The organism is Streptomyces sp. NRRL B-1347 (assembly GCF_000720325.1).
Taxonomy (GTDB): domain Bacteria; phylum Actinomycetota; class Actinomycetes; order Streptomycetales; family Streptomycetaceae; genus Streptomyces.
The window spans coordinates 1-22,131 of the sequence record NZ_JOJM01000080.1; the positions used below are offsets into that span (position 1 = coordinate 1).

Here is a 22,131-nt window from a genome sequence, read left to right on the forward strand (position 1 = left end):
CTCTCTATTCGTCGGCAGCGTCAGATGTGTATAAGAGACAGGGGCCACGCCGTTGTCAGAGGCTCGTGGTGCTATGGAGCGCATGACTCAGAAGCTGGTGTTGCGGGTGGTGGGGCGGGAGCTGCCGGGGGCGGAGTGCGGCGGGTTCCGGGACGTGCACGTGGGGGTGCAGCGGGGCAGGGAGCCCGAAGGCCTGGTCCGCGCGGACGCGCCCGAGGCCGTGTGGGAGTTCGAGGTGGCGGTGGCCGCCGCGCCCGACGGCACGCCGGACTTCAAGGGCCCGTACGCACAGGGCAAGCGGGGCGAGCGGTTCTTCTATCTGACGTGGGGCGAGCTGCCGCCCGGCGGCGGCTTCGCGATGTTCCGCCGCGCCAAGCTGTTCTTCGCGGACCTCCCCGGCGAGGTGCTCGCGGCCGGGTCGGGCGTCGCGGAGCTGGGGCTCACGGACCCGGCGGGGCTGCCGCTGTGCGCGGCGGTGCGCCCGCCGCGCGTGACGTGGCGGGCTACGGCTTCGCGCCCCGCGCCTTCAGCAGGTCCGCCATCAGCTTGACCTCCGACTCCTGGGACTCGACCATCCCCTGCGCGAGCCGCCGCTCGACGGGCACCTCGCAGCGCTCCACGCACCCCTGCGCCATGTGGATGCCGCCGTTGTGATGGGCGGTCATGAGGCGCAGGTAGTAGATCTCCGCCTTGCGGCCGTTCAGCTCGCCGAGCCGCTTCATCTGCGCGTTCGTCGCCATGCCCGGCATCAGCGCGCCGTCCTCGCCGGCCGGCGCGTCGCCCATGTCCATCCACTTCATGGGCGGGTCCTCGGACACCTTCGGCATGTCCCACAGGTCGAGCCAGCCGAGCATCATGCCGCGCTGGTTGGCCTGGGTCTGCGCGATGTCGTAGGCGAGCCTGCGGATCTCTTCGTTCTTGGTGCGGTCGCGGACGATGTACGACATCTCCACGGCCTGCTGGTGGTGCACGGACATGTCGCGCGCGAACCCCGCGTCGGCGGAGTGGCTCGACGGCACGCCGTCGGCATCGGAGCCCGAACCGGAGGGCCGGTCGTCGGCGGCCACGGCGGCCGTGATGCCGCCCGCCGCGAGCACCGCGCCCAGGACGGCGCCGGTCAGCCAGTCGGTGCGCTTCATCACTGCCTCATCCCCGTCCTCACGGACGTGTCACTGCCCCTTGCCGTTGGTGCAGGCGGCACCCGGCTCGGGGGTCTGCTTGCCCTGCACGAACGTGGAGAAGAACGAGTTGACCTTCGCGTCGTCGGCCCCCGTCACCGCCCGCTGGTGGCCCCAGGCCGTGAGCAGCAGCGGTTCCTTCTGCTTCTTGACCGGGCTCATCAGCGAGTACGGCGTCTTCTTCACCTTCGCCTCGAGCTTCTTCAGGTCGGCGGGCTTCGCCTGGTCGTTGTACGTCACCCACACCGAGCCGTGTTCGAGGGAGTGCACGGCGTTCTCGTTCGGGATCTCGTTCTGGTAGACGTCGCCGTTGCAGTTCATCCACACCTGGTTGTGGTTGCCGCCCACCGGCGGCGTCACCGGGTACTTCACCTTGCCCTCGACGTGGGTGCGGCCCAGCTTCTTGGAGTCCCAGACCTTCTCGCCGTCCTTGGTCCTGGAGAACTCCGCCACGGCCGCCGCGTCGCCCGACTTGCCCGACTCATCGTCGTCGTCGGCCTGTGAGACCAGGAAGTAGCCACCGACGCCGAGTGCCGCGACGATGACCGCGCTCAAGGTGATGGTGAGCGCGCGGGCGCGGCGCTCGCGGGCGGCTTCGGCGCGCCGCATGTCCGCTATTCGGGCCTTGCGTTCGGCACTGCTCGTCTTCTTGGCGGAACCCATTGGTGTGTCCTTCTGCGGAAAGGGACGGATCGGATGGGTCGAACAGGGGGCGTTGCGAGTGCGTTGATCGTAGCCCGCGCGCCGCCGAGCGGAAGGGGCGCTCTTCCAATCTCCCAAATCCAGGACGCGCGGCCGCCCTTGACCGTCGCCATCCGGCCGCCCGGCGCCCGCGGGCGGGGCCGGACGGCCTCAGCCGTGCCCGGGGGCCGGGCCGCGCCGAGCACACCCGGAGGCCGGGCCGGGACCTGCCGTCGGCCTGCCGTCGATCCCCAGCCCGGGCCGGGACCCGCCTCGGCCTGCCGTCGATCCCGCCGTCGGCTCCGCGGCTCCGCGGCTCTACGGCCCCACACGTCCCCCGACACCCGCGCCGCCCGCCCACCCGCCTCGAAAATTTGAACCCGCCATACGCATTCCCTACGCTGCGCGGCATGCGGCTCCTGCACTCCACCGACCTGGCGCTGCGCATGCTCATGCGCCTCGCCGTCGCGGACGCGTCGGGCCGCGGCCACGGCGACGCGCCCGCGACCGGCTCCGCCCCCACCACCCGCCAGGTGGCCGAGGACATGGCCGTCCCCTACACGCACGCCGCGAAGGTCGCGGCGCGTCTGACGCACCTCGGTCTCGTCGAGGCCCGCCGCGGCCGGGGCGGCGGACTCGTGCTCACCGGGGCGGGGCGCACCGCGTCCGTCGGCGCGCTGGTGCGCGAGTTCGAGGGCGAGGGGGACGTCGTGGAGTGCGAGGGCGCGACGCCCTGCCCGCTGAACTCGGGGTGCCGGCTGCGGGGCGCGCTGCGCCGCGCGCAGGAGGCGTTCTACGCCGCCCTCGACCCCGTGACCGTCGAGGACATCGTGGCCTCGCCGACCGGGCCGCTGCTGCTCGGGCTCGCGAGCCACAGGTCGGGGCCGAAGACCTCGTAGTGGACGGCGGCGGGCGCGACCCCCTTGGCGAGGAGCTGGGAGCGTACGGCCTTCATGAAGGGCAGCGGCCCGCACAGGTACGCGTGCGTGCCGGGCGCCACCGGCAGCGCGGCCAGGTCCACACGGCCCGTGCGGTCGGCGGGGTGGCCCGGCTCCGGGTGCTCGTACCAGAAGTGGACGGCGGCGTCCGGGAGCGCGTCGGCGTACGCGCGGTGGGCGGCGCGCAGCGCGTGGTCGGCGGGGGAGCGGTCGGCGTGCACGACGGTGACCGGGCCCCGGTGCCCGGCGGCCGCGAGCTGGTCGAGCATCGCGACCATGGGCGTGACGCCGATGCCCGCCGACGCGAGCAGGAGCGGCGCGGGCGTCCGGCCGCCTCGGCCGCCCAGGCCGCCGAGGACGGTCTCGTCGAGGACGAGGTCGCCGTACGGGGCGGAGAGCCGCAGCCGGTCGCCCACGCGCGCGTGGGCGTGCAGGTGGGCGGAGACCTCGCCGTCGGGCCCGGCGCCGCCGCGTACCCGCTTCACGCTGATCTGCCGCACGTCCGCGCCCGGCAGCCCTGACAGGCTGTACTGGCGTATCTGCCGTGCTCCGTCCGCGAGCTCGACCTGCACGGACACGTACTGGCCCGCGCGGAAGGCGGGCGGGGGCGTCCCGTCGGCAGGGCGCAGCCGGAACGTGGCGACGTCCGGCGTCTCCTCGATCCGCTCCACCACCTCCCAGGCGCGCAGGGCGTCCGCGCCCGTGGCGATGCCCCGCTCGGCGTAAAGGCGCGCCTCGATCGCGATCAGGGCGTTCGCCATCAGCCAGTACACCTCGTCCCAGGCGGCCGCCACGGCGGGCGTGACGGCGTCGCCGAGCACCTCGGCGATGGCGGCGAAGAGGTGCCGGTGGACCGTTTCGTACTGGGCGGGCGCGACGCCCAGGGACGCGTGCTTGTGCGCGATGCGGGCGAGCATCACGTCGGGCCGCTCGTCCGGGCGGTCCACGAGGTGCGCGGCGAAGGCGGCGATGGACCCGGCGAGGGCCCGGCGCTGGGTCCCCGCGGCCTGGTTGCCGCGGTTGAAGAGGTCCCGGAGCAGCTCCGGGTGGGCGGCGAAGAGCCCGTCGTAGAAGCGGGCGGTGATGTCCTCGACGGCGGCCCCGACGGCGGGCAGCGTGGCGCGGACGGTGGTGGCGGACCGGTCGGACAGCAAGGTGCCTCCTCACGCGGGACGGGCGTCCCGGCTCGCGCGGTGCGAGGCCCCGCCGTCCGCGGAACCCGGGCACGGCTCCGCGGGGGCTCGGAGCTCGCCCGCGTAAAACTTGCATCTGAGATACCACTTTAAGCCGATGGTCCGACGCGGCTGTCACCGCCTCCGGAGAACCGTGCAGTATGGGCGATGAGCGGCCGCAACGCGCGTGAAACCGTGTGGTGGGATGCTCATGTGCCGGGGCGACGTCCCATGGCTTGGGAGCAGCCGGTTCCGACCAGCAAGGATGGGTGGAAGTCGAGATGGACAAGCAGCAGGAGTTCGTGCTCCGCACTCTGGAGGAGCGCGACATCCGGTTCGTGCGCCTGTGGTTCACGGACGTACTCGGCTTCCTGAAGTCGGTCGCGGTCGCCCCCGCCGAGCTGGAGCAGGCCTTCGACGAGGGCATCGGCTTCGACGGCTCGGCCATCGAGGGCTTCGCCCGCGTCTACGAGTCCGACATGATCGCCAAGCCGGACCCGTCCACCTTCCAGGTGCTGCCCTGGCGCGCGGAGGCACCCGGCACGGCCCGCATGTTCTGCGACATCCTGATGCCGGACGGCTCCCCGTCCTTCGCGGACCCGCGCTATGTCCTCAAGCGCGCCCTCGCCAAGACCTCCGACCTCGGCTTCACCTTCTACACGCACCCCGAGATCGAGTTCTTCCTGCTGAAGGACCGGCCCCTGGACGGCTCGCGCCCCACGCCCGCCGACACCAGCGGCTACTTCGACCACACCCCGCAGAACGTGGGCATGGACTTCCGCCGCCAGGCCATCACGATGCTCGAATCCATGGGCATCTCGGTCGAGTTCAGCCACCACGAGGGCGGCCCCGGGCAGCAGGAGATCGACCTGCGCTACGCGGACGCGCTCTCCACGGCGGACAACATCATGACGTTCCGCCTGGTCATGAAGCAGGTCGCCCTGGAGCAGGGCGTCCAGGCGACGTTCATGCCGAAGCCGTTCTCGGAGCACCCCGGCTCCGGCATGCACACCCACTTGTCGCTGTTCGAAGGCGACAGGAACGCGTTCTACGAGTCCGGCGCCGAGTACCAGCTCTCCAAGGTCGGCCGCTCCTTCATCGCGGGCCTGCTGCGGCACGCCGCCGAGATCTCCGCGGTCACCAACCAGTGGGTGAACTCCTACAAGCGCATCTGGGGCGGCTCCGAGCGCACCGCGGGCGCGGGCGGCGAGGCCCCCTCGTACATCTGCTGGGGCCACAACAACCGCTCGGCCCTCATCCGCGTGCCCATGTACAAGCCCGGCAAGACCGGCTCGGCCCGCGTCGAGGTCCGCTCCCTCGACTCCGGCGCCAACCCCTACCTCGCCTACGCGGTCCTGCTCGCCGCGGGCCTCAAGGGCATCGAGGAGGGCTACGAACTCCCGCCGGGCGCCGACGACGACGTCTGGGCCCTCCGCGACGCCGAGCGCCGCGCCCTCGGCATCGAGCCCCTGCCCCAGAACCTGGGCGAGGCGATCCACCTCATGGAGCGCTCCGAACTGGTCGCGGAGACCCTCGGCGAGCACGTCTACGACTTCTTCCTGCGCAACAAGAAGCAGGAGTGGGAGGAGTACCGCTCCGAGGTGACCGCGTTCGAGCTGCGGAAGAATCTGCCGGTGCTGTAGGGCCGCGAACCCTCAGGGTTCTTGGGGTTGTTGGGGGAGCTGGAAGGTCCCGGCGGGGAGCGCGGGGCCGTCCCGGGTGGGCGGGATTTCGGTCGAGGGTTTGGTCGAAAGCGCGTTCGTTCCGTGTCGGATGTGGGTAGATCGTCCAGCATGGACGTCCTCGCGCTCGACCTCGGTCCCCTCAAGCCGCGCGTCGCCGATCTGCTCCTCGGCGGCGTGCTGTTCGCCGCTGTCTTCTGGACCTTCGCCGGGGTGCTGGTGCCCCGGCTCACGCGGACGCTCGCCGAGCGGGAGCGGCTGACGGCGGGGCGGGCCCGCGAGGCCGACGAGACCCTCGCCGAGGCGGCCAGGACGCGCGAGGTCCGCGCGGGCATCCTGGCCGACGCGCGGCACGAGGCCGCCCTGACCCGGCAGCGCGCCATGGAGGAGGGCACCGAGGCGATACGGGCCGCCCGGGCGGCCGGGCTGCGCGAGCGGGACGAGGTCGTGGCCGCGGGGACGGCCCGCGTCGCCGCGGAGCGCGCCGCCGCGCGGGCCGAACTGGAGCGGGACGCCCAGCGTTTGGCGGTCCGCCTCGCCGAGCGGATAGTCGGCGAGCCCCTGGGCGCCGCGACCGACCGCTGAGCCGCACGGCGGCCGTCGCGTTCCGGACTCCCCGCGCCGGTAAATGAGTTGCTCGCGGACCGTGGTGCGCGGATAGCGTCGCGGGCATGGACGAAGCGGAACTGCTGAAGCGCTCCGGTGGACCCGTGACCCGGGGACGCCTTGCCCGGGAGCTGCGGGCGCTCGGGCTCGGTGCCGGCGATGTCGTCATGTTCCACACCCAGATGTCGGCCATCGGGTACGTGGCGGGCGGCCCGCAGACGCTCATCGGGGCGCTCGGCGACGTCGTGGGGGAGCACGGCACGCTGATGGTGACGTGCGGGTGGAACGACGCGCCGCCGTACGAGTGGACCACCGACTGGCCCGAGGAGTGGCAGGACGCCCTGCGCGCCGAGCACCCGGCGTACGACCCGGACCTGAGCGAGGCCGACCACAACAACGGCCGGCTGCCCGAGGCGCTGCGCCGGTGGCCCGGCGCCGTGCGCAGCCGCCACCCCGACGCCAGCTTCGCCGCGCTCGGCGCCGCCGCGGAGGCGCTGATGGCCGACCACCCGTGGGACGACCCGCACGGCCCGGACAGCCCCCTCGCGCGGCTCGTGGCGCAGGACGGCCGGGTGCTGCTGCTCGGCGCCCCGCTCGACTCGCTCACGCTGCTGCACCACGCCGAGGCGCTCGCCGACGCCCCCGGCAAGCGCTTCGTGGACTACGAACAGCCCGTCCTGGAGGGCGGCGAGCGCGTCTGGCGGCGCTTCCACGACATCGACTCCTCGGACGGGGCCTTCGACTACTCCTCGGTCGTGCCGGACGGCGTCTGGCCGTTCGAGGTCATCGCCCGCGACCTGCTCGCCACCGGAAAGGGAGTGCGAGGGCTCGTCGGCGCCGCCGAGAGCCACCTCTTCGAGGCCCGGGACGTCGTGGAGTTCGGCGTGGCCTGGATGGAGGAGAAGCTCAGATGACCTCCCGCAGCGGCCGGGTGGCGCGGACCTTGTACTCCTGAATGGACCAGCCGTTGCCGTCGGGGTCCGAGAAGTACATGAACGAGGCGCCGTCCGCGTCCGAGTACGAGACCGTCTCGGACAGTTCGAGGCCGCGGGCGGTCAGCTCCTCGCGGGCCTGCTGGAGATCGGGCACGCACAGCTGGAGGCCCTGGTACGAGCCGGGCTCGGGCGTCGGGCCGGGCGTCGACTCCCAGACGGTGTCGCCGAGCACGAGGGAGCAGCCGGAGCCGGGCGGCGTCAGCTGGACCAGGCGGATGCCGGGCACGACCTCCTGGTCGATGTCGACGTGGAAGCCGCATCTGTTCTCGTAGAAGTCCTTGGCCCGGTCGATGTCGCTGACGGGCAGCGGGATCACTTCGAGCGTGTAGTCCATCGTCGTCTCCTCGCGGTCGGGGCGCCCTCCTGACCGGAACGCCCTCGCGGTCGGGACGTCAGCGGTCCGCGAGCGGTGCCGGGGCCTCCTGCACCGTCCAGCCGTTGCCGTCCGGGTCCTTGAAGAAGCAGAAGGAGCTCCACTCGGCGTCGCCCTTGCCGTCCTCCCAGCCCCGCGCGCCGAGGGTCCGCACCGGCGTGACGTCCACGCCGCGCCCCGCGAGCTCCGCGCGGGCCGCCTCGATGTCGGTCACGCACAGCTGGAGGCCTTGCAGCGAGCCGGGCGCCATCGTGTCCTGGCCGGGGGCCGGCGGCAGACCGGTCATCATCGCGAAGGAACAGCGCGAGCCGGGCGGCGTGATCTGGATGACGCGCACGCCCGGCGCGACCTCGCTGTCCAGGTCCGCCTTGAAGCCGCACTTGCCCTCGTAGAACTCCTTGGCCCGGTCGAGGTCCGACACCGGCAGCGTCACGACTTCGAGCGTCCACTCCATGGCTTGATCCCTTCCATCGGGGCGTGCGCCGCGACGGCGGCGCACCTCGGCCCGCTCATCGTACGGATACTTGTTCGATTGTGGAGGGGGTTCGACGGTCCCGGAACGCACTCGGTCATGCGAACCGCCGCCGGGCCCGGCCGGACGGCCAGAAGCCGCCGTGCCTGGCTCGCCATGACAGTCCTCCTGTCCGTTCCATGCTCGCGTCCCGGGGCGGACCGCGCACGCGCGGCGGACTCGGGCCCGCGCACGCGCGGCGAACTCGGGACCGCGCACGCGCGGCGAACTCGGGGCCGCGCATGCTCGGGAACTCGACGGACCGCGCACGCGCGGGAAACTCGGCGGACCGCGCTCCGTCACCGCTCGGTAGGCTCTGGCCAGGACAGGCGAGCGAAAGGCGTGCACATGACGCTGCCGCAAGGGCGCAGGAGCAGCACGTTCACGCGGCTGCTGCGGCACGGATTCACCGACCCGTCGGCCGCCGAGCGGCTGCTCGCCGCGCCCGGCCTCGACGCCGTCCGCGCCGACCCGGTGCTCCTGGACGCGCTCGGCGGCACCGCCGACCCCGACCTGGCGCTGCTCGGCCTGGTCCGCCTCGTGGAGGCGCAGCCCAAGGAGTCGGCGGAGACCGGTCGGCGCGAACTCCTCGACACCCTCGTCAGCTCCAAGCCGCTGCGCGACCGGCTGCTCGGCGTCCTCGGCGCGTCCGAGGCGCTCGCCGACCACCTCGCCCGGCATCCGCACGACTGGCGCGCCCTGGTCACGTACGAGGCCGCCGATCTGCATCCGGGCGTCGAGGAGTTCGAGCGCGGCCTCGCCGGGGCCACAGAGCCGGTGTCGCTGCGCGTCGCCTACCGCCGCTGTCTGCTCGCCATCGCCGCCCGCGACGTGTGCGGCACCACGGACGTCGCCCAGACCGCCGCCGAACTCGCCGACCTCGCCACCGCGACGCTGCGCGCCGCGCTCGCCATGGCCCGCGCGGCCGCGCCCGCCGACGCCGCGCAGTGCCGCCTCGCGGTGATCGCCATGGGCAAGTGCGGCGGCCACGAGCTGAACTACGTCTCCGACGTCGACGTCATCTTCGTGGGCGAGGCCGCGGGCGGCGCCGACGAGGACAAGGCGCTGCGGGCCGCGACCCGGCTCGCCTCGCACCTGATGCGGATCTGCTCCGACACGACGGTCGAGGGCACCATCTGGCCCGTCGACGCCAATCTGCGCCCCGAGGGCCGCAACGGCCCGCTGGTGCGCACCCTGTCCTCGCACCTCGCCTACTACCAGCGCTGGGCCAAGACCTGGGAGTTCCAGGCGCTGCTCAAGGCCAGGCCCGTCGCCGGTGACGCCGAACTCGGCGAGGAGTACGCCGCCGCCGTCGCGCCCCTGGTCTGGCAGGCCGCCGAGCGCGAGAACTTCGTCGCCGACGTGCAGAAGATGCGCCGCCGCGTGGTGGCGAACATCCCGGCGGGCGAGGTCGACCGCGAGCTGAAGCTCGGCCCCGGCGGCCTGCGCGACGTCGAATTCGCCGTACAGCTCCTGCAGTTGGTGCACGGCCGCGCGGACGCCTCACTGCGCAGCGGCACGACGCTCGACGCCCTGGCCGCGCTCGCCGCCGGGGGGTACGTCGGCCGCGTCGACGCCACCCAGCTCGACGACGCGTACCGCTTCCTGCGCTCCCTCGAACACCGCATCCAGCTGTACCGCCTTCGCCGCACCCACCTCGTGCCCGAGGACGACGCCGACCTGCGCCGCATCGGCCGCTCCCTCGGCATGCGCACCGAGCCCCTCACCGACCTCGCCCGCGCCTGGAAGAGGCACACGACCGTCGTGCGCCGCCTGCACGAGAAGCTCTTCTACCGCCCGCTGCTCGACGCCGTCGCCCAACTGGCCCCCGGCGAGAGCCGGCTGAGCACCGAGGCGGCCCGCGAGCGGCTCGTCGCCCTCGGGTACGCCGACCCGGCCGCCGCCCTGCGCCACCTGGAGGCCCTCGCCTCCGGCGTGACCCGCAAGGCCGCCATCCAGCGCACGCTCCTGCCGGTCCTTCTCGGCTGGTTCGCGGACTCCGCCGATCCCGACGCGGGCCTGCTCGGCTTCCGCAAGGTGTCCGACGCGCTCGGCAAGACGCCCTGGTACCTGCGCCTGCTGCGCGACGAGGGCGCGGCCGCGGAGAACCTCGCCCGGGTGCTCTCCGCCGGGCGGCTCGCCCCCGACCTGCTGCTTCGCGCTCCCGAGGCGGTCGCCCTGCTCGGCGACGAACGCGGTCTGGAGCCGCGCGGCCGCGCCCTGCTCGAACAGGAGGTCCTGGCCGCGGTGCGCCGCGCCGACGGGCCCGAGCAGGCGGTGACCGCCGCCCGCGGGGTACGGCGGCGCGAGCTGTTCCGCACCACCGCGGCCGACCTCATCGCCTCGTACGGCAGCGCGGACGGCACCGACGCGGGCACCCTCGTGGACCGCGTGGGGACCGCCGTGTCCGACCTGACCGCCGCCACCGTCGCGGGCGCCCTGCGCGCCGTGGTCCGCGACGGCTGGGGCGACGAGCTGCCCACCCGCTTCGCCGTCATCGGCATGGGCCGCTTCGGCGGGCGCGAGCTCGGCTACGGCTCCGACGCCGACGTCCTCTTCGTGCACGAGCCCCGCGAGGGCGTCGACGACCAGGAGGCGGCCAAGGCCGCGAACCAGGTCGTCGCCGAGATGCGGCGGCTGCTCCAGCTGCCCTCCGCCGACCCGCCGCTCCTCATCGACGCCGACCTGCGCCCCGAGGGCAAGAGCGGCCCGCTGGTGCGCACCCTGAAGTCGTACGCCGCCTACTACCGCCGCTGGTCCCTCGTCTGGGAGTCCCAGGCGCTCCTTCGCGCCGAGCCCGTCGCGGGCGACGCGGACCTCGGCCGGGCCTTCATCGAGCTGGTCGATCCGCTGCGCTACCCCGCCGAGGGGCTCGGTGACGAGGCGGTCCGTGAGATCCGTCGCCTCAAGGCCCGCATGGAGGCCGAGCGGCTGCCGCGCGGCGCCGACCCCACGCTCCACACCAAGCTGGGCCGCGGCGGCCTCTCCGACGTCGAGTGGACCGTCCAGCTCCTCCAGCTCGGCCACGGCTGGGCCGAGCCGGGCCTGCGCACCACCCGCACCCGGGAGGCCCTCGCCGCGGCCTGCGCGGCCGGGCTCATCCCCGGGGAGGACGCGGAGATCCTGGACGAGGCGTGGGTGCTCGCCACGCGGGTGCGGAACGCGGTGATGCTGGTGCGGGGCCGGGCCGGCGACACCTTCCCGTCCGACGGGCGCGAGCTGGCGGCCGTCGCCCGTTACCTCGGGTACGAGACCGGGCACGTCGGGGACATGCTGGACGACTACCGCCGCACGACCCGCCGGGCGCGGGCCGTCATGGAGAGCCGCTTCTACGGGGCCTAGCCCGGGCGGCTCATCGGCGCTCCGCGCCCCGTCCTCAAGCGCCGGACGGGCTGGTTCTCCCAGCCTTGCGGGAATCGTCCTCCGGCAGCGGTGGGATCTGCTGGGGCAGTGCGTGGGGGAGGGCTCCGTACCAGAGGCGGGTGACCGCGTAGCCGAAGGCCAGGCAGATCATGCCGCCGACCGCGTCCAGCCAGAAGTGGTTGGCGGTGGCGACGATGACCACCAGCGTCGCCACGGGGTACAGCAGGCCGAGGACCTTCGCCCAGGGCACCGAGGCGAGGGCGAAGATGGTCAGACCGCACCACAGCGACCAGCCGATGTGCATGGACGGCATCGCGGCGTACTGGTTCGACATGTTCTTGAGGTCGCCGGACGCCATCGAGCCCCACGTGTTGTGCACGATGACGGTGTCGATGAAGTCGCCGCCGGGCACCAGCCGGGGCGGCGCCAGCGGATACAGGTAGTAACCGAGCAGGGCCACCGCGGTCGTCGCGAAGAGGACGAGGCGCGTGGCCGCGTACCGGCCGGGATGCCAGCGGTACAGCCACACGAGAACACTGAGCGTGACGATGAAGTGCAGCGTCGCGTAGTAGTAGTTCATGCCGACGACGAGCCATGTCACGGAATCCACGGCGTGGTTGACGGAGCGCTCCACGGCGATGCCGAGGCTGCTCTCCACGTCCCAGATCCAGTCGGCGTTGCGCAGCGCTTCCGCCTTCTGCTCCGGCACCGCGTTGCGGATCAGCGAGTACGTCCAGTAACTCACCGCGATCAGCAGGATCTCGAACCACAGCCGTGGTCGCCGGGGCGTACGCAAACGGCGCAGGACTTTCCGCCCAAAGCGGTCATTCTGCTCGCCCGCCATGGGTGATGTGGTGGGCCGCTGGCGGCCTTCCAGTGTCGTCACAGTCATCTCACCCATAGGCACAGAGTCTGCCAGATACCCACCTCACCTCAGATCATCCCCCCGATGGGTTCCGGGCGCACTCCCTACACCTCAGGTACGAGGTGCTTCAGGCCGACTTCCTAGGGGACGTTTCCGGTGCCGGGGCGGCCCCGCGGGCACATCGCGGTGGAGCCGCGCACGACCAGTTCCGGCATGAAGACGAACTCGCTGTGCGGCGCGGGAGTGCCCGCGATCTCCTCCAGGAGGGTGCGCACCGCGGCCTGGCCCATCGCCGGGACGGGCTTGCGGATCGTCGTCAGGGGCGGATCCGTGAAGGCGATGAGCACCGAGTCGTCGAAGCCGACGACGGAGACGTCGTCCGGCACCTCCAGGCCCCGGTCCCGCACGGCCCGCACCGCGCCGAGCGCCATCATGTCGCTGGCGCAGACGACGGCCGTGCAGCCGCGGTCGAGCAGCGCGGAGGTCGCCGCCTGACCGCCTTCGAGCGTGTACAGGGAGTGCTCGACGAGGTCCGCCTCGACGGCGTCGGGCGACAGCTGGAAGCGCTCCCGCATGATGCGCGTGAAGCCCTCCGTCTTGCGCTGCACCGGGACGAAGCGGCGCGGGCCGAGGGCGAGGCCGATGCGGCTGTGGCCGAGCGACGACAGGTGCGTGACCGCGAGGCGCATGGCCGCGCGGTCGTCGGGCGAGATGAACGGCGCCCGCACCGCGGGCGAGAAGCCGTCGACGAGCACGAACGGGACGCCCTGCGCCCGCAGCCGCTCGTAGCGCTCCGTGTCCGCGGTGGTGTCCGCGTGCAGGCCCGAGACGAAGATGATGCCCGCGACGCCCCGGTCCACCAGCATCTCGGTGAGCTCGTCCTCGGTGGAGCCGCCGGGGGTCTGGGTCGCGAGGACCGGCGTGTACCCCTGCCGGGTGAGGGCCTGCCCGATCACCTGGGCGAGCGCGGGGAATATCGGGTTCTCCAGCTCGGGCGTGATCAGGCCGACGAGGCCCGCGCTGCGCCTGCGCAGCCGTACGGGCCTCTCGTAGCCGAGGACGTCGAGCGCGGCGAGCACGGACTGGCGGGTGGCCGCAGCGACGCCCGGCCTGCCGTTCAGGACCCGGCTCACGGTCGCCTCGCTGACCCCCGCCTGGGCTGCGATGTCGGCCAGTCGCGCGGTCACAGGATTGGACTGTACCGGGCGAGTCTCACGCTGCCCACCAGACCGTCGTGTCGGGCGGTACGACGGCGCCCGCGGCGGACCCGGTCAACTCGGCTCCCGCCGGGTCCGAGTTGGCGCTGCTCAGGAGCAACCGGCCCGGAACGGGGAGCGTCACCGGACGGTCCATGAGGTTCACGGCGACGGTGACGCGGGCGTCGGCACCGCCGGGGCCGTCCACGGCGTGCCTGCGGAACAGGAGCACGCCGTCCGGGGATTCGAGCCACTCGACGGCCTCGCCCGCCCCGAGCGCCGGATGCGCGCGGCGCGCGGCGAGCGCGGCGCGGTACAGGGCAAGCGTCGAGCCCGGGTCGGCCTCCTGCGCCTCGACGGTGAGGTCCTTCCAGGCGGCGGGCTGCGGCAGCCAGCTCGGTCCGCCCTCGACGGGCCCGAAGCCGAACGGCGGCCTGCTCCCCGACCACGGCAGCGGCACCCGGCAGCCGTCGCGGGTGCCTTCCTGCCCCGCGCCGTCCCGGCCGGAGCCGCGGAAGAACGCCGGGTCCTGGCGCACCTCGTCGGGCAGGTCCGTGACCTCGGGCAGGCCGAGCTCCTCGCCCTGGTAGAGGTACGCCGAGCCGGGCAGCGCCAGCATGAGCAGCGTCGCGGCGCGCGCCCTGCGAAGGCCGCGTGCCGGGTCGTCGGCGGCCAGGCGCGTGGCGTGCCGGACCACGTCGTGGTTGGAGAGCACCCAGGTCGCGGGGGCGCCGACGGCGTTCATGGCGGCCAGTGAGCGGTCGATCACGGAACGCAGTGCCGCCGCGTCCCACTCCGTCGTCAGATAGGCGAAGTTGAAGGCCTGGTGCAGCTCGCCGGGGCGCAGGTACAGGGCGCTGCGCTCCACCGTCGGCGTCCAGGCCTCGGCGACGGCGACGCGCTCGCCGTCGTACGCGTCCAGGACGGCGCGCCAGTCGCGGTAGACCTCGTGCACGCCGTCCTGGTCGAAGTACGGCGTGGGCCGCACGCCGAGCAGCTTGACCTGTTCGCCGTGGCCGACGTCCGGCAGGCCCGGCGCCTTGACCAGGCCGTGCGCCACGTCGACGCGGAAGCCGTCGACGCCGAGGTCGAGCCAGAACCGGAGGACCGAGCGGAACTCCTCGCGCACCGCCGGGTGCTCCCAGTTGAAGTCGGGCTGCTCGGACGCGAAGAGGTGCAGGTACCACGCGCCGTCCGCGGTCCGGGTCCAGGCGGGCCCGCCGAACACCGACTCCCAGTCGTTCGGCGGCAGTTCGCCGTCCGCGCCCTTGCCGGGGCGGAAGTGGAACCGCTCCCGCAGCGGCGATCCGGGGCCGTCGGCGAGCGCCTGCCGGAACCACTCGTGCCGGTCCGAGCAGTGGTTGGGCACGATGTCGACGATCACGCGCAGGCCGAGTCCGTGGGCCGCGCGCACCAGGTCGTCGGCGTCGGCGAGGGTCCCGAACACCGGGTCGACCGCGCGGTAGTCCGCGACGTCGTACCCGGCGTCGGCCTGCGGCGACGCGTAGAACGGCGAGAGCCACACGGCGTCGACGCCGAGCCGTCTCAGATGGGGGAGCCGGGCGGTGACGCCCGGCAGGTCGCCCATGCCGTCGCCGTTGGAGTCGGCGAAGCTGCGCGGGTACACCTGGTAGATGACCGCGTCGCGCCACCAGCCGGTGGGCGCGGCCGCGGTGGTGCGATCGGCGTCGTCGGCCGGTGCGTCGGTGAGGTGCTGGGTCATGAAGTCCCTTGCCGGTACGGGGATCGACTGCGGTGCCCCGTTCCGCTCCGGAGGCACCGGACGCCTTGGTGAACGTCCGGCGGGAGGCGAAGGTCACGAGCGCGCGGGCGTGGCGCGGGCCGTGCGAGCGTCACCGATAAGGGGCGCACAGATGCCATGCGCTCCCCAGGAACGTGCGGGAGCGCTAGCGTGGACGGGCGATCCGAGCGTGCCGTGGGGCCGCCGCCGTCATCGCTCCGGGGGGCCGTCCACTTGAGCGTCATGGAGAACGTCAGGGGCCACGAAGAAGCGACCAGACCGGGTGTCACCACGGTCCTGGTCGTCGACGACGTGCCCGCGAGCCGGTACGCCCTCGGTGCGGTCCTGCGCCGGGCCGGGCACCGCGTGCTGCTCGCCGGGAGCGCGGCCGAGGCCCTCCTCGCGCTCGACGCCCGGCTGCGCGCGGGCGAACTGCCCGACGTGGCGCTCGTCGACGTCGGCCTGCCCGACATGAGCGGCTACGACCTGTGCCGCCGCATGAAGGAGTCGCCGACGACCGCGGCCCTGCCCGTCGTGCACTTCTCCGCCGTCGCGCACGGCTCCCTCGACCGCTGCCGGGGCCTCGACGCGGGCGCCGAGGCCTATCTGACCGTGCCCGCCGAGCCGGAGGAGATCCAGGCGGTGGTGCGCGCCGCCACCCGCGGCGCCCGGCGCCGCAGCGCGGCCACGACCCGGGCGGGCCGCCTCACGCTGCTCGCCGAGGCCGTCCTCGACATCCAGTCCGCGGGCTGCCCCGGCGAGCTCGCGGACACCGCCGCCACCCAGGCGGCCCGGCTCAGCGGCACGCCCGCCGCGGCCTTCGTGCTCGACGACGAGGGCGAGATGCACCGCGGCCTCTCCCGCCGCCGGGCCGTCACGGCCCTTCCCGACCGGGGCGCGCACGACGCCGTGGCCCGGCTGATGCGCAGCCTGATGTCCGGCAGGACCGGCGCCCACAGCACGGTCATCCCCGCCCCCGTCTGGCCCTCCGGGTTCTTCGGAGCGGGCCCCTTCGAGCCGGCCCCGGACGTCCTGGAGCCGTACCCGGACACCCGCGCGGGCAACGGCCACGGCGGCGACCACGCCTACGACGACCCCCTCGGCGCCCCGCCCGACGGCGCGCTGCTCGCCCTCGCGCGCACGCGCGACGACCACGCCCCGGTGTGTCTTGCGGCCCCCGCCCACGCGCGTGACCACGCCACCGAGCTCACCCGCCTCGCCCACGCCACCGCACGCGTCGCGGAGCAGCTGTTCATGTACGAGAAGGAACGCCACGTCGCCCTCACCCTCCAGCGCAGCTTCCTGCCGGCTCGGCTGCCGCGCACACCGGGCGCGGAGGTCGAGGTCCGCTACGAACCGGCCTCGCGGCAGGCGGAGATCGGCGGCGACTTCTACGCGGCGCTCTCCACGCCCCGGGGCGTGCTCACCGTCATCGGCGACGTCGCGGGCCACTCCCTGGACGCGGCCACGGTGATGGTCGAGCTGCGCCACGCGCTGCGCGCCTACTGCGTGGAGGACCCGGACCCCGGCGGGCTCACCGAGCGCCTCGACCGCATGCTCCAGCGCTACTACCCGGACATCACGGCCACCCTGTGCCTGGCGCTCGTCGACCCGGCGACGGGCCGCGCCCGGGTGGCCAACGCCGGGCACATCCCGCCCCTCGTCGTCCACGACACCGGTACGGCCGACTACGTCAGGGCGCGGGGCCCGCTGCTCGGCCTCGGCCTGCCGCGGCCGGAGCCCGCCGAGGTGCGCCTCACGCCCGCGGACCGCCTCCTGATGGTCACCGACGGCCTGATCGAGACGCGCGGCACGGACCTCGCCGTGTCCATGGAGCACCTGCGCGTCGCCGCAGCGGGCGCCCCGCACGGCGTGACGGCCCTGTGCGACACGCTCATCGAGTGCTTCGACCGCGAACGGGACGACGACATCGCGCTGTTGGCGCTGCGCCTCACCGGCGAGGACTGACCCGCCGACGGGGCCGGGGCGCTAGGACGGCAGCACGGCGGGCGGCGCGAGCGCGGCGAGGCGGGACAGCAGGTCCGCGAACGGGCCGTCGGCCGGCTCCTCGGCGAGGACCTGCCCCAGCAGCTCGGCCATCTCCGGGTCGTACGCGGCGCTGACCGCGGCCAACGCCGCGAAGTCGTGCACGAGTTGCAGCTCCAGCTCGGCCCGCGGAATGCGGCGGCCGTCCAGCCAGATCAGGGCGGTGGACTCGGCGAGCGAGATCCAGGAGCGCACCACGAGCTCCAGGCGCGCGGGCGGCGCGGCGATGCCCAGATGCGCGACGATCTGGTCGTACGCGGCCTGCCGCACCGAGTCGATGAGGGCGTTCGTCGTGGAGGAGCCGACGGCCGGGCCGCCGCGCATCAGCGCGTAGAAGCCCGGCCCGTGCTCGTCGACGAAGCCGAAGAACCGGCCCGTCACCCGCAGCAGGCGGGCGCCGAGCGGCCCCTCGCGCGGCTCCACGAACCGCTCGGCCAGCTCGTCGGCGGCGCGCTTCAGGGCGGCCTCGTACAGGCTGAGCTTGCCGGGGAAGTAGTGGTACACGAGCGGGCGCGAGATGCCCGCGGCCGAGGCTATCTCGTCGATGGAGACGTCCTCGGGCGAGCGATGGCTGAACAGTTCGAGCGCGACCCCGATCAGCTGCTCCCGCCGCTCCTCCACACCCATCCTGCGCCGCGTCCCCGTAGTCATGCGAACACTCTACCGATCCGGCCGGGGCATGAACGGAGGCCCCCGCTCCGCCCGTTCGCCGCCGGGGCGCGCGGTCACAGGTCGAGGACGATCCGCTCGCCGCGCGCCCGGGACACGCAGATCAGCATCGAGTCGCCCCGCTCGCCGTCGGTGAGGAGCTCGTCCCGGTGGTCGATCTCGCCCTCCAGGACCCGCTGTTGGCAGGTGCCGCAGAAGCCCTGCTCGCAGGAGTACGGCGTGCTCGGCAGCTCCGCGCGGACGGCGGCGAGCACCGTGGTGTCCGCGCCGACGGCCACCGTGCGGCCGCTGCGGCGCAGTTCGACCTCGAAGGCGCCGCTCCCGCCCGCGGGGGCGCGGGGCGCGAACCGCTCCAGGTGCGGCGGCCTTTCCTCGGGCAGCGCGGCCGTGACGGCGGCCATGAGCCCTTCGGGCCCGCACACGTACACGGCGGCGCCCCGGTCCGCGGCACCGGCGAGGAACGCGGTGACGTCCGGCCGCCCGGCCTCGTCCTCGGCGACGACGGTGACCCGCTCGCCGCCGGCCTCCTCCACCTCGTCGAGGAAGGGCAGGGAGGCCCGGCTCCGCCCGCAGTACAGCAGCCGCCAGTCGGCGCCCGCGGCCTCGACGGCCCGGATCATGGGCAGCACCGGGGTGATCCCGATGCCGCCCGCGACGAACACGTACGCGGGGGCGTCCGCGACCAGCGGGAAGCGGTTGCGCGGCCCGCGCACCTCGACCTCCGCGCCCTCGCGCAGCTCGTCGTGCACCTCGCGCGACCCGCCCCTGCCGCCCTCGTCCGCGCCGATCCTGCGGGTGGCGATCGTGTACGCGGACGGGTCGCCGGGGTCGCCGCACAGCGAGTACTGCCGTACGAGGCCCGACGGCAGGACGAGGTCCACATGGGCGCCCGGCTCCCAGGCGGGCAACGCCCGCCCCTCCAGGCGCAGTCGGACGACGCCGTCGGCGACCGGCTCGTGGCGGGCGACGCGAAGGCGCAGCGCCCGCGAGCGCGGCTGCCCCGAGACGGGCGTCTCAAGGGCGGGCAGCGGCCACAGCGGCGAGCCGTCGATGCGGCGGCGCAGGGCGCGCCTGGTCCGCCCGGCGAGCAGGGCGGCGCCGGTGACGAGCAGGGCGGCGCGGGCGGTGCGGGGCAGCGGCATGGTCACGCGGCTCCGTTCGCGCGGGCCTCGGCGGCGGTGGCGGCGGGGGACGAGGCGAGGTAGGCCACGGCCTGTGCGGTACTGCCCTCCTGGGAGGGGTGGTAGGAGCGGCTCAGATACCGGGGGATGGAGCGGACCATGGCCCCGGTGGTGGGCAGCGTGCCCGCGCGTCCGCTCCGGTGGAAGTCCTTGAAGGTCGCCCTGGCCGCCCCGGGGCCGAGCGTCGGGTCGTTCTCCATGAAGAAGCGGGCCCCGCGCTGCCACAGGAACACGAGCGCGGTGAACGCGGTGGCCCAGGTGCGCACCCGGCGCCGGTAGCAGCCGTCGACGTGCATGAACAGGTCGAAGGCGACGGAGCGGTGCTCGACCTCCTCGGCGCCGTGCCAGCGCAGCAGGTCCAGCATCGTGGGGTCGGCGCCCCGCCGGTCCAGCTCCCGCGCGTTCAGGACCCAGTCGCCGAGGAAGGCGGTGTAGTGCTCGATGGCCGCGATGATCGCGACCCGCTCCAGGAGCCACCAGCGGCGGGCCCGGCCCGGCGGCAGGGTGCGGTCGCCGAGCAGCTTCTCGAAGAGCCAGTCGACCTGCGCGGTGTACGGGGTGGGGTCGAGCCCCTGCTCCCGCAGGTGCGGCAGGACCTCGTCGTGGGCCTGGGAGTGCATGGCCTCCTGGCCGATGAACCCGATGACGTCCGCGCGCAGTCGCTCGTCGCGGATGAGGGGGAGCACCTGCTTGTACACGTGCACGAACCAGCGCTCTCCCGCGGGCAGCAGGAGGTGCAGGACGTTGATCGTGTGGGTGCTGAAGGGGTCGCCCGGGAGCCAGTGGAGGGGCGTCTCCGCCCAGGAGAAGGAGACGTTGCGGGCCTTGAGCGGTATGTGCTCGGAGGCGACGGGCTGGGGGAGCCGGGCCTTCGTATTAGACATGGCGTCAATGTACGGCCGGGTAACCCCGTGGGTACACCCCTCGGCGGGGGCTTTTCCCACCCGCCCCGAAGCGGGCGGGTGGGGTGCGCGCCGTCGGCTAGTGGAGGACGGTCAGCTCGGTGTCGTCGGCGAGACGCGCGGTCAGTTGGAGACGTTCGCCCTGCTTCGCAGGCAGTGCGGCCACGTGGCCGGTCACCGGCTCGCGGCCCGAGACCCGCACCGATGCCACGTCCTCGCTGCCCGCGGCAAGGACGTACCAACTCCCCGTACGGGCCTTCCACAACACGCCCGCGAGCACGCGCGGCTCCCGCTCGCCGCAGGCGGGCGAGTTCTCCGCCTTGGCTGCGACGGCGCCCGCCGCGGCGCCGGGCGTCACGACCTGGGCGAGGGCCTGGCTCCCGGCGCCCCGCCACGTCTCCGCGCGGGTGCACAGCCACCGCGCCCGGCCGCTGCCGTCGGGCAGGTCCTGGCGGGCGTACTGCCAGGCGTTGACGGACCGGACGCCGTGCGACCGCGCGGCGGCGAGGGAGCACGCGGTCCGCTCCCAGTCGGCGGCGCGGGCGTCGCGGGGCGCGGTGGGCCGGCCCGCGGTGAGGCGGGCGGGGGTGAGCTCGCCGAGGTCGGTGGAGAGCCGCGTGGCGCCGTCCGCCTCGCGCAGCTGGAGCGCGTTCCAGGACCGGCAGTCGCCCGCGAGCGCCGGGCTCGCGAAGGGCGCGGTGACGCCGTCGGCGCCGCGCCGCAGCCGGGTGGCGGCGGCGCTCGGCTTGAGCAGGTCGAGGACGGCGGCGGAGCGCACCCAAGGGGCCGTCAGATAGCGGACGTTGCCGTCGGAGCGGCCGAGCACGACCGCGCCGGAGTCGGCGGCGGTGGCGCCGTCGACCCGTGCGAAGTCGAGCGCGGCGCCGCTGGTGCCGTCCTTGGGCTCGGCGTACCGCACCACGCGCAGGCCGTCGTGGAGGAGGACCACGCGCGCGGCGTCGACCTCGCCCGCGAAGAGGAGCTGCGCGGGCCCGGGCGGCGCCCCGGCCGCCGTGCCGGGCGTCGCCGACACCCGTACGGACTTGCCGGGCCGCGCCCACACCGCGAGGGCGCGGCGCAACAGGGCGGTGTCGCCGACGAGTTCGCCGCGCGCGGGCCACACGGTGAAGTCGGTGCGCGGGGACCGCTGCCAGGCGGTGGGCGTGGCCTTCGTCAGCTTGGCGGGGTCGAGCGCGGCCTCGGCGGCCGGGTTCTTCGCGTACGGGGGCGCGGCGGCGCCGTCCGGGCCCCAGCCGTCGCCCGGCATGCCGAGCAGCGCCCCGCAGACCAGGGCGGCCGCGGCGGCGACGGCCGCGGCCCGCAGGTGCTGCCTGCGCCGCATCAGGTCGGTGGGCCTGGCCTGGAGCGAGCACGGGTCGAACTCGGGCGACTCCAGGAGCGCGTACAGGGCCTCGACGCCGTCGGCCTCGGTGAGCGCGGTGTCCGCGTCGGCGACCCCGGCGGCGTCGAGGGCGCGGCGCACCTCGTCGTCCCCGAGCCGTTCGAGGCCGCGCAGCACGTAGGCCGCGCGTGCCGGTCCTGACAGGGCAGAGAGCCGCTGGTCCAGGGCGAGTTCGTCGGCGCCGCCGGAGCGCGGGAACAGCCGCAGGCCCCACACCTGTGGCAGCAGCGGCGGCAGCTGGGACCGCTTGGGCCACGCCCGGCGCCGGAGCGGCAGGCCCGCTTCGAGGGCGGCGCGCAGCACTTGGCGGCGTACGTAGGCGTAGCCGGGGTCGGCGCCCCGGCCGGGGCCGCGCTGGTCCGGCACCACCGCCGTCTGCGTGCGGCCGCGGGGCAGCGCCCGCTGGACGAGCGCGTGCGCGGTCAGGACCCGGCGGTTGCGGCCGAGGCCGGGCGGCAGGACCAGGTAGGCGAGGCGGACCAGACGGGGGTAGTGCTCGACGAGGGCGGCTTCGGCCTGCTCGACGTCGACGACGGACCTGCCGGGGCCGGTGTCCCCGGCCCCTCCGGTCGGCGCTGCGGCTTTCGTGGACTGCGATGACGACACGTTCAGCAGAACGAGCGAGCGCAC

The 22,131-nt window shown here is 74.1% G+C and carries 19 protein-coding genes; 7 read left to right on the forward strand and 12 right to left on the reverse strand.

Annotation, left to right across the window (positions count from 1 at the left end):
* The first annotated feature begins 82 nt into the window (after positions 1-82).
* Entirely contained in the window at positions 83-550 is a 468-nt protein-coding gene (locus IG74_RS0138985; protein WP_063761330.1) for a DUF5990 family protein, read from the forward strand.
* Here the strand turns inward: IG74_RS0138985 and IG74_RS0138990 are convergent.
* Complete coding sequence (locus tag IG74_RS0138990) at positions 504-1,139, reverse strand: DUF305 domain-containing protein (protein ID WP_030687245.1); 636 nt, start codon at positions 1,137-1,139, stop codon at positions 504-506. The two genes, IG74_RS0138985 and IG74_RS0138990, sit on opposite strands and share 47 nt — an antisense overlap.
* Before the next feature lie 30 nt (positions 1,140-1,169).
* Entirely contained in the window at positions 1,170-1,841 is a 672-nt protein-coding gene (locus IG74_RS0138995; protein ID WP_030687248.1) for a DUF3105 domain-containing protein, read from the reverse strand.
* A gap of 428 nt (positions 1,842-2,269) precedes the next feature.
* Between IG74_RS0138995 and IG74_RS0139000 the strand changes: the two genes are divergently transcribed.
* Positions 2,270-2,758: an Rrf2 family transcriptional regulator gene (locus IG74_RS0139000; protein WP_030687251.1), complete on the forward strand. Its 489-nt coding sequence runs from the start codon at positions 2,270-2,272 to the stop codon at positions 2,756-2,758.
* Here the strand turns inward: IG74_RS0139000 and IG74_RS0139005 are convergent.
* Positions 2,653-3,951 (reverse strand): globin domain-containing protein, encoded by a 1,299-nt coding sequence (locus IG74_RS0139005; RefSeq protein WP_051856319.1) that lies wholly within the window; start codon positions 3,949-3,951, stop codon positions 2,653-2,655. The genes IG74_RS0139000 and IG74_RS0139005 overlap by 106 nt on opposite strands.
* Positions 3,952-4,250: 299 nt before the next feature.
* On the opposite strand from IG74_RS0139005, the gene glnA reads away from it, so the two are divergent.
* From glnA to aac(3), 3 genes are all read left to right on the forward strand, one after another.
* Positions 4,251-5,612, forward strand: a complete 1,362-nt coding sequence (gene glnA, locus IG74_RS0139010; RefSeq protein WP_030687256.1) for a type I glutamate--ammonia ligase — start codon at positions 4,251-4,253, stop codon at positions 5,610-5,612.
* A 150-nt stretch (positions 5,613-5,762) separates the two neighbouring features.
* Positions 5,763-6,236, forward strand: a complete 474-nt coding sequence (locus IG74_RS0139015) for a hypothetical protein (RefSeq protein WP_030687258.1) — start codon at positions 5,763-5,765, stop codon at positions 6,234-6,236.
* Between the two features lie 86 nt (positions 6,237-6,322).
* The gene (gene aac(3), locus IG74_RS0139020; protein WP_030687261.1) at positions 6,323-7,171 is read left to right on the forward strand and encodes an aminoglycoside 3-N-acetyltransferase; all 849 of its coding nucleotides are present in this window, start codon (positions 6,323-6,325) and stop codon (positions 7,169-7,171) included.
* On the opposite strand, the gene IG74_RS0139025 is transcribed toward aac(3), so the two are convergent.
* Both IG74_RS0139025 and IG74_RS0139030 read right to left on the reverse strand, forming a co-directional pair.
* Positions 7,164-7,586, reverse strand: coding sequence for a VOC family protein (locus tag IG74_RS0139025; RefSeq protein WP_030687263.1), 423 nt, complete (start codon positions 7,584-7,586; stop codon positions 7,164-7,166). The genes aac(3) and IG74_RS0139025 overlap by 8 nt on opposite strands.
* A gap of 58 nt (positions 7,587-7,644) precedes the next feature.
* Positions 7,645-8,079 carry a VOC family protein gene (locus tag IG74_RS0139030; protein ID WP_030687265.1) on the reverse strand — a complete coding sequence of 145 codons (435 nt, stop codon included), beginning with the start codon at positions 8,077-8,079 and terminating at the stop codon, positions 7,645-7,647.
* Between the two features lie 405 nt (positions 8,080-8,484).
* On the opposite strand from IG74_RS0139030, the gene IG74_RS0139035 reads away from it, so the two are divergent.
* Positions 8,485-11,478, forward strand: a complete 2,994-nt coding sequence (locus IG74_RS0139035) for a bifunctional [glutamine synthetase] adenylyltransferase/[glutamine synthetase]-adenylyl-L-tyrosine phosphorylase (RefSeq protein ID WP_030687269.1) — start codon at positions 8,485-8,487, stop codon at positions 11,476-11,478.
* Between the two features lie 34 nt (positions 11,479-11,512).
* On the opposite strand, the gene IG74_RS0139040 is transcribed toward IG74_RS0139035, so the two are convergent.
* The 3 genes from IG74_RS0139040 to IG74_RS0139050 all read right to left on the reverse strand — a co-directional run bounded on the left by IG74_RS0139040 (position 11,513) and on the right by IG74_RS0139050 (position 15,283).
* A complete protein-coding gene (locus IG74_RS0139040; RefSeq protein ID WP_030687270.1) occupies positions 11,513-12,400 on the reverse strand; it encodes a phosphatase PAP2 family protein in 888 nt (295 codons plus the stop codon).
* Positions 12,401-12,504: 104 nt separating this feature from the next.
* Positions 12,505-13,551 (reverse strand): LacI family DNA-binding transcriptional regulator, encoded by a 1,047-nt coding sequence (locus tag IG74_RS0139045; protein ID WP_030687272.1) that lies wholly within the window; start codon positions 13,549-13,551, stop codon positions 12,505-12,507.
* 25 nt (positions 13,552-13,576) lie between these two features.
* Positions 13,577-15,283: a glycoside hydrolase family 13 protein gene (locus IG74_RS0139050; protein WP_030687275.1), complete on the reverse strand. Its 1,707-nt coding sequence runs from the start codon at positions 15,281-15,283 to the stop codon at positions 13,577-13,579.
* 261 nt (positions 15,284-15,544) lie between these two features.
* Here IG74_RS0139050 and IG74_RS0139055 point away from each other — a divergent pair, with 261 nt between their 5' ends.
* Positions 15,545-17,269, forward strand: a complete 1,725-nt coding sequence (locus tag IG74_RS0139055; protein WP_030687279.1) for a fused response regulator/phosphatase — start codon at positions 15,545-15,547, stop codon at positions 17,267-17,269.
* Between the two features lie 21 nt (positions 17,270-17,290).
* Here IG74_RS0139055 and IG74_RS0139060 read toward each other — a convergent pair whose 3' ends face one another.
* The 4 genes from IG74_RS0139060 to IG74_RS0139075 form a co-directional block, all read right to left on the reverse strand.
* Positions 17,291-17,998 (reverse strand): TetR/AcrR family transcriptional regulator, encoded by a 708-nt coding sequence (locus IG74_RS0139060; RefSeq protein WP_037826820.1) that lies wholly within the window; start codon positions 17,996-17,998, stop codon positions 17,291-17,293.
* A 74-nt stretch (positions 17,999-18,072) separates the two neighbouring features.
* Positions 18,073-19,158: a PDR/VanB family oxidoreductase gene (locus IG74_RS0139065; RefSeq protein WP_030687284.1), complete on the reverse strand. Its 1,086-nt coding sequence runs from the start codon at positions 19,156-19,158 to the stop codon at positions 18,073-18,075.
* Between the two features lie 2 nt (positions 19,159-19,160).
* Entirely contained in the window at positions 19,161-20,081 is a 921-nt protein-coding gene (locus IG74_RS0139070; RefSeq protein ID WP_030687286.1) for a metal-dependent hydrolase, read from the reverse strand.
* Positions 20,082-20,178: 97 nt separating this feature from the next.
* Positions 20,179-22,131: a hypothetical protein gene (locus IG74_RS0139075; protein WP_234334596.1), complete on the reverse strand. Its 1,953-nt coding sequence runs from the start codon at positions 22,129-22,131 to the stop codon at positions 20,179-20,181.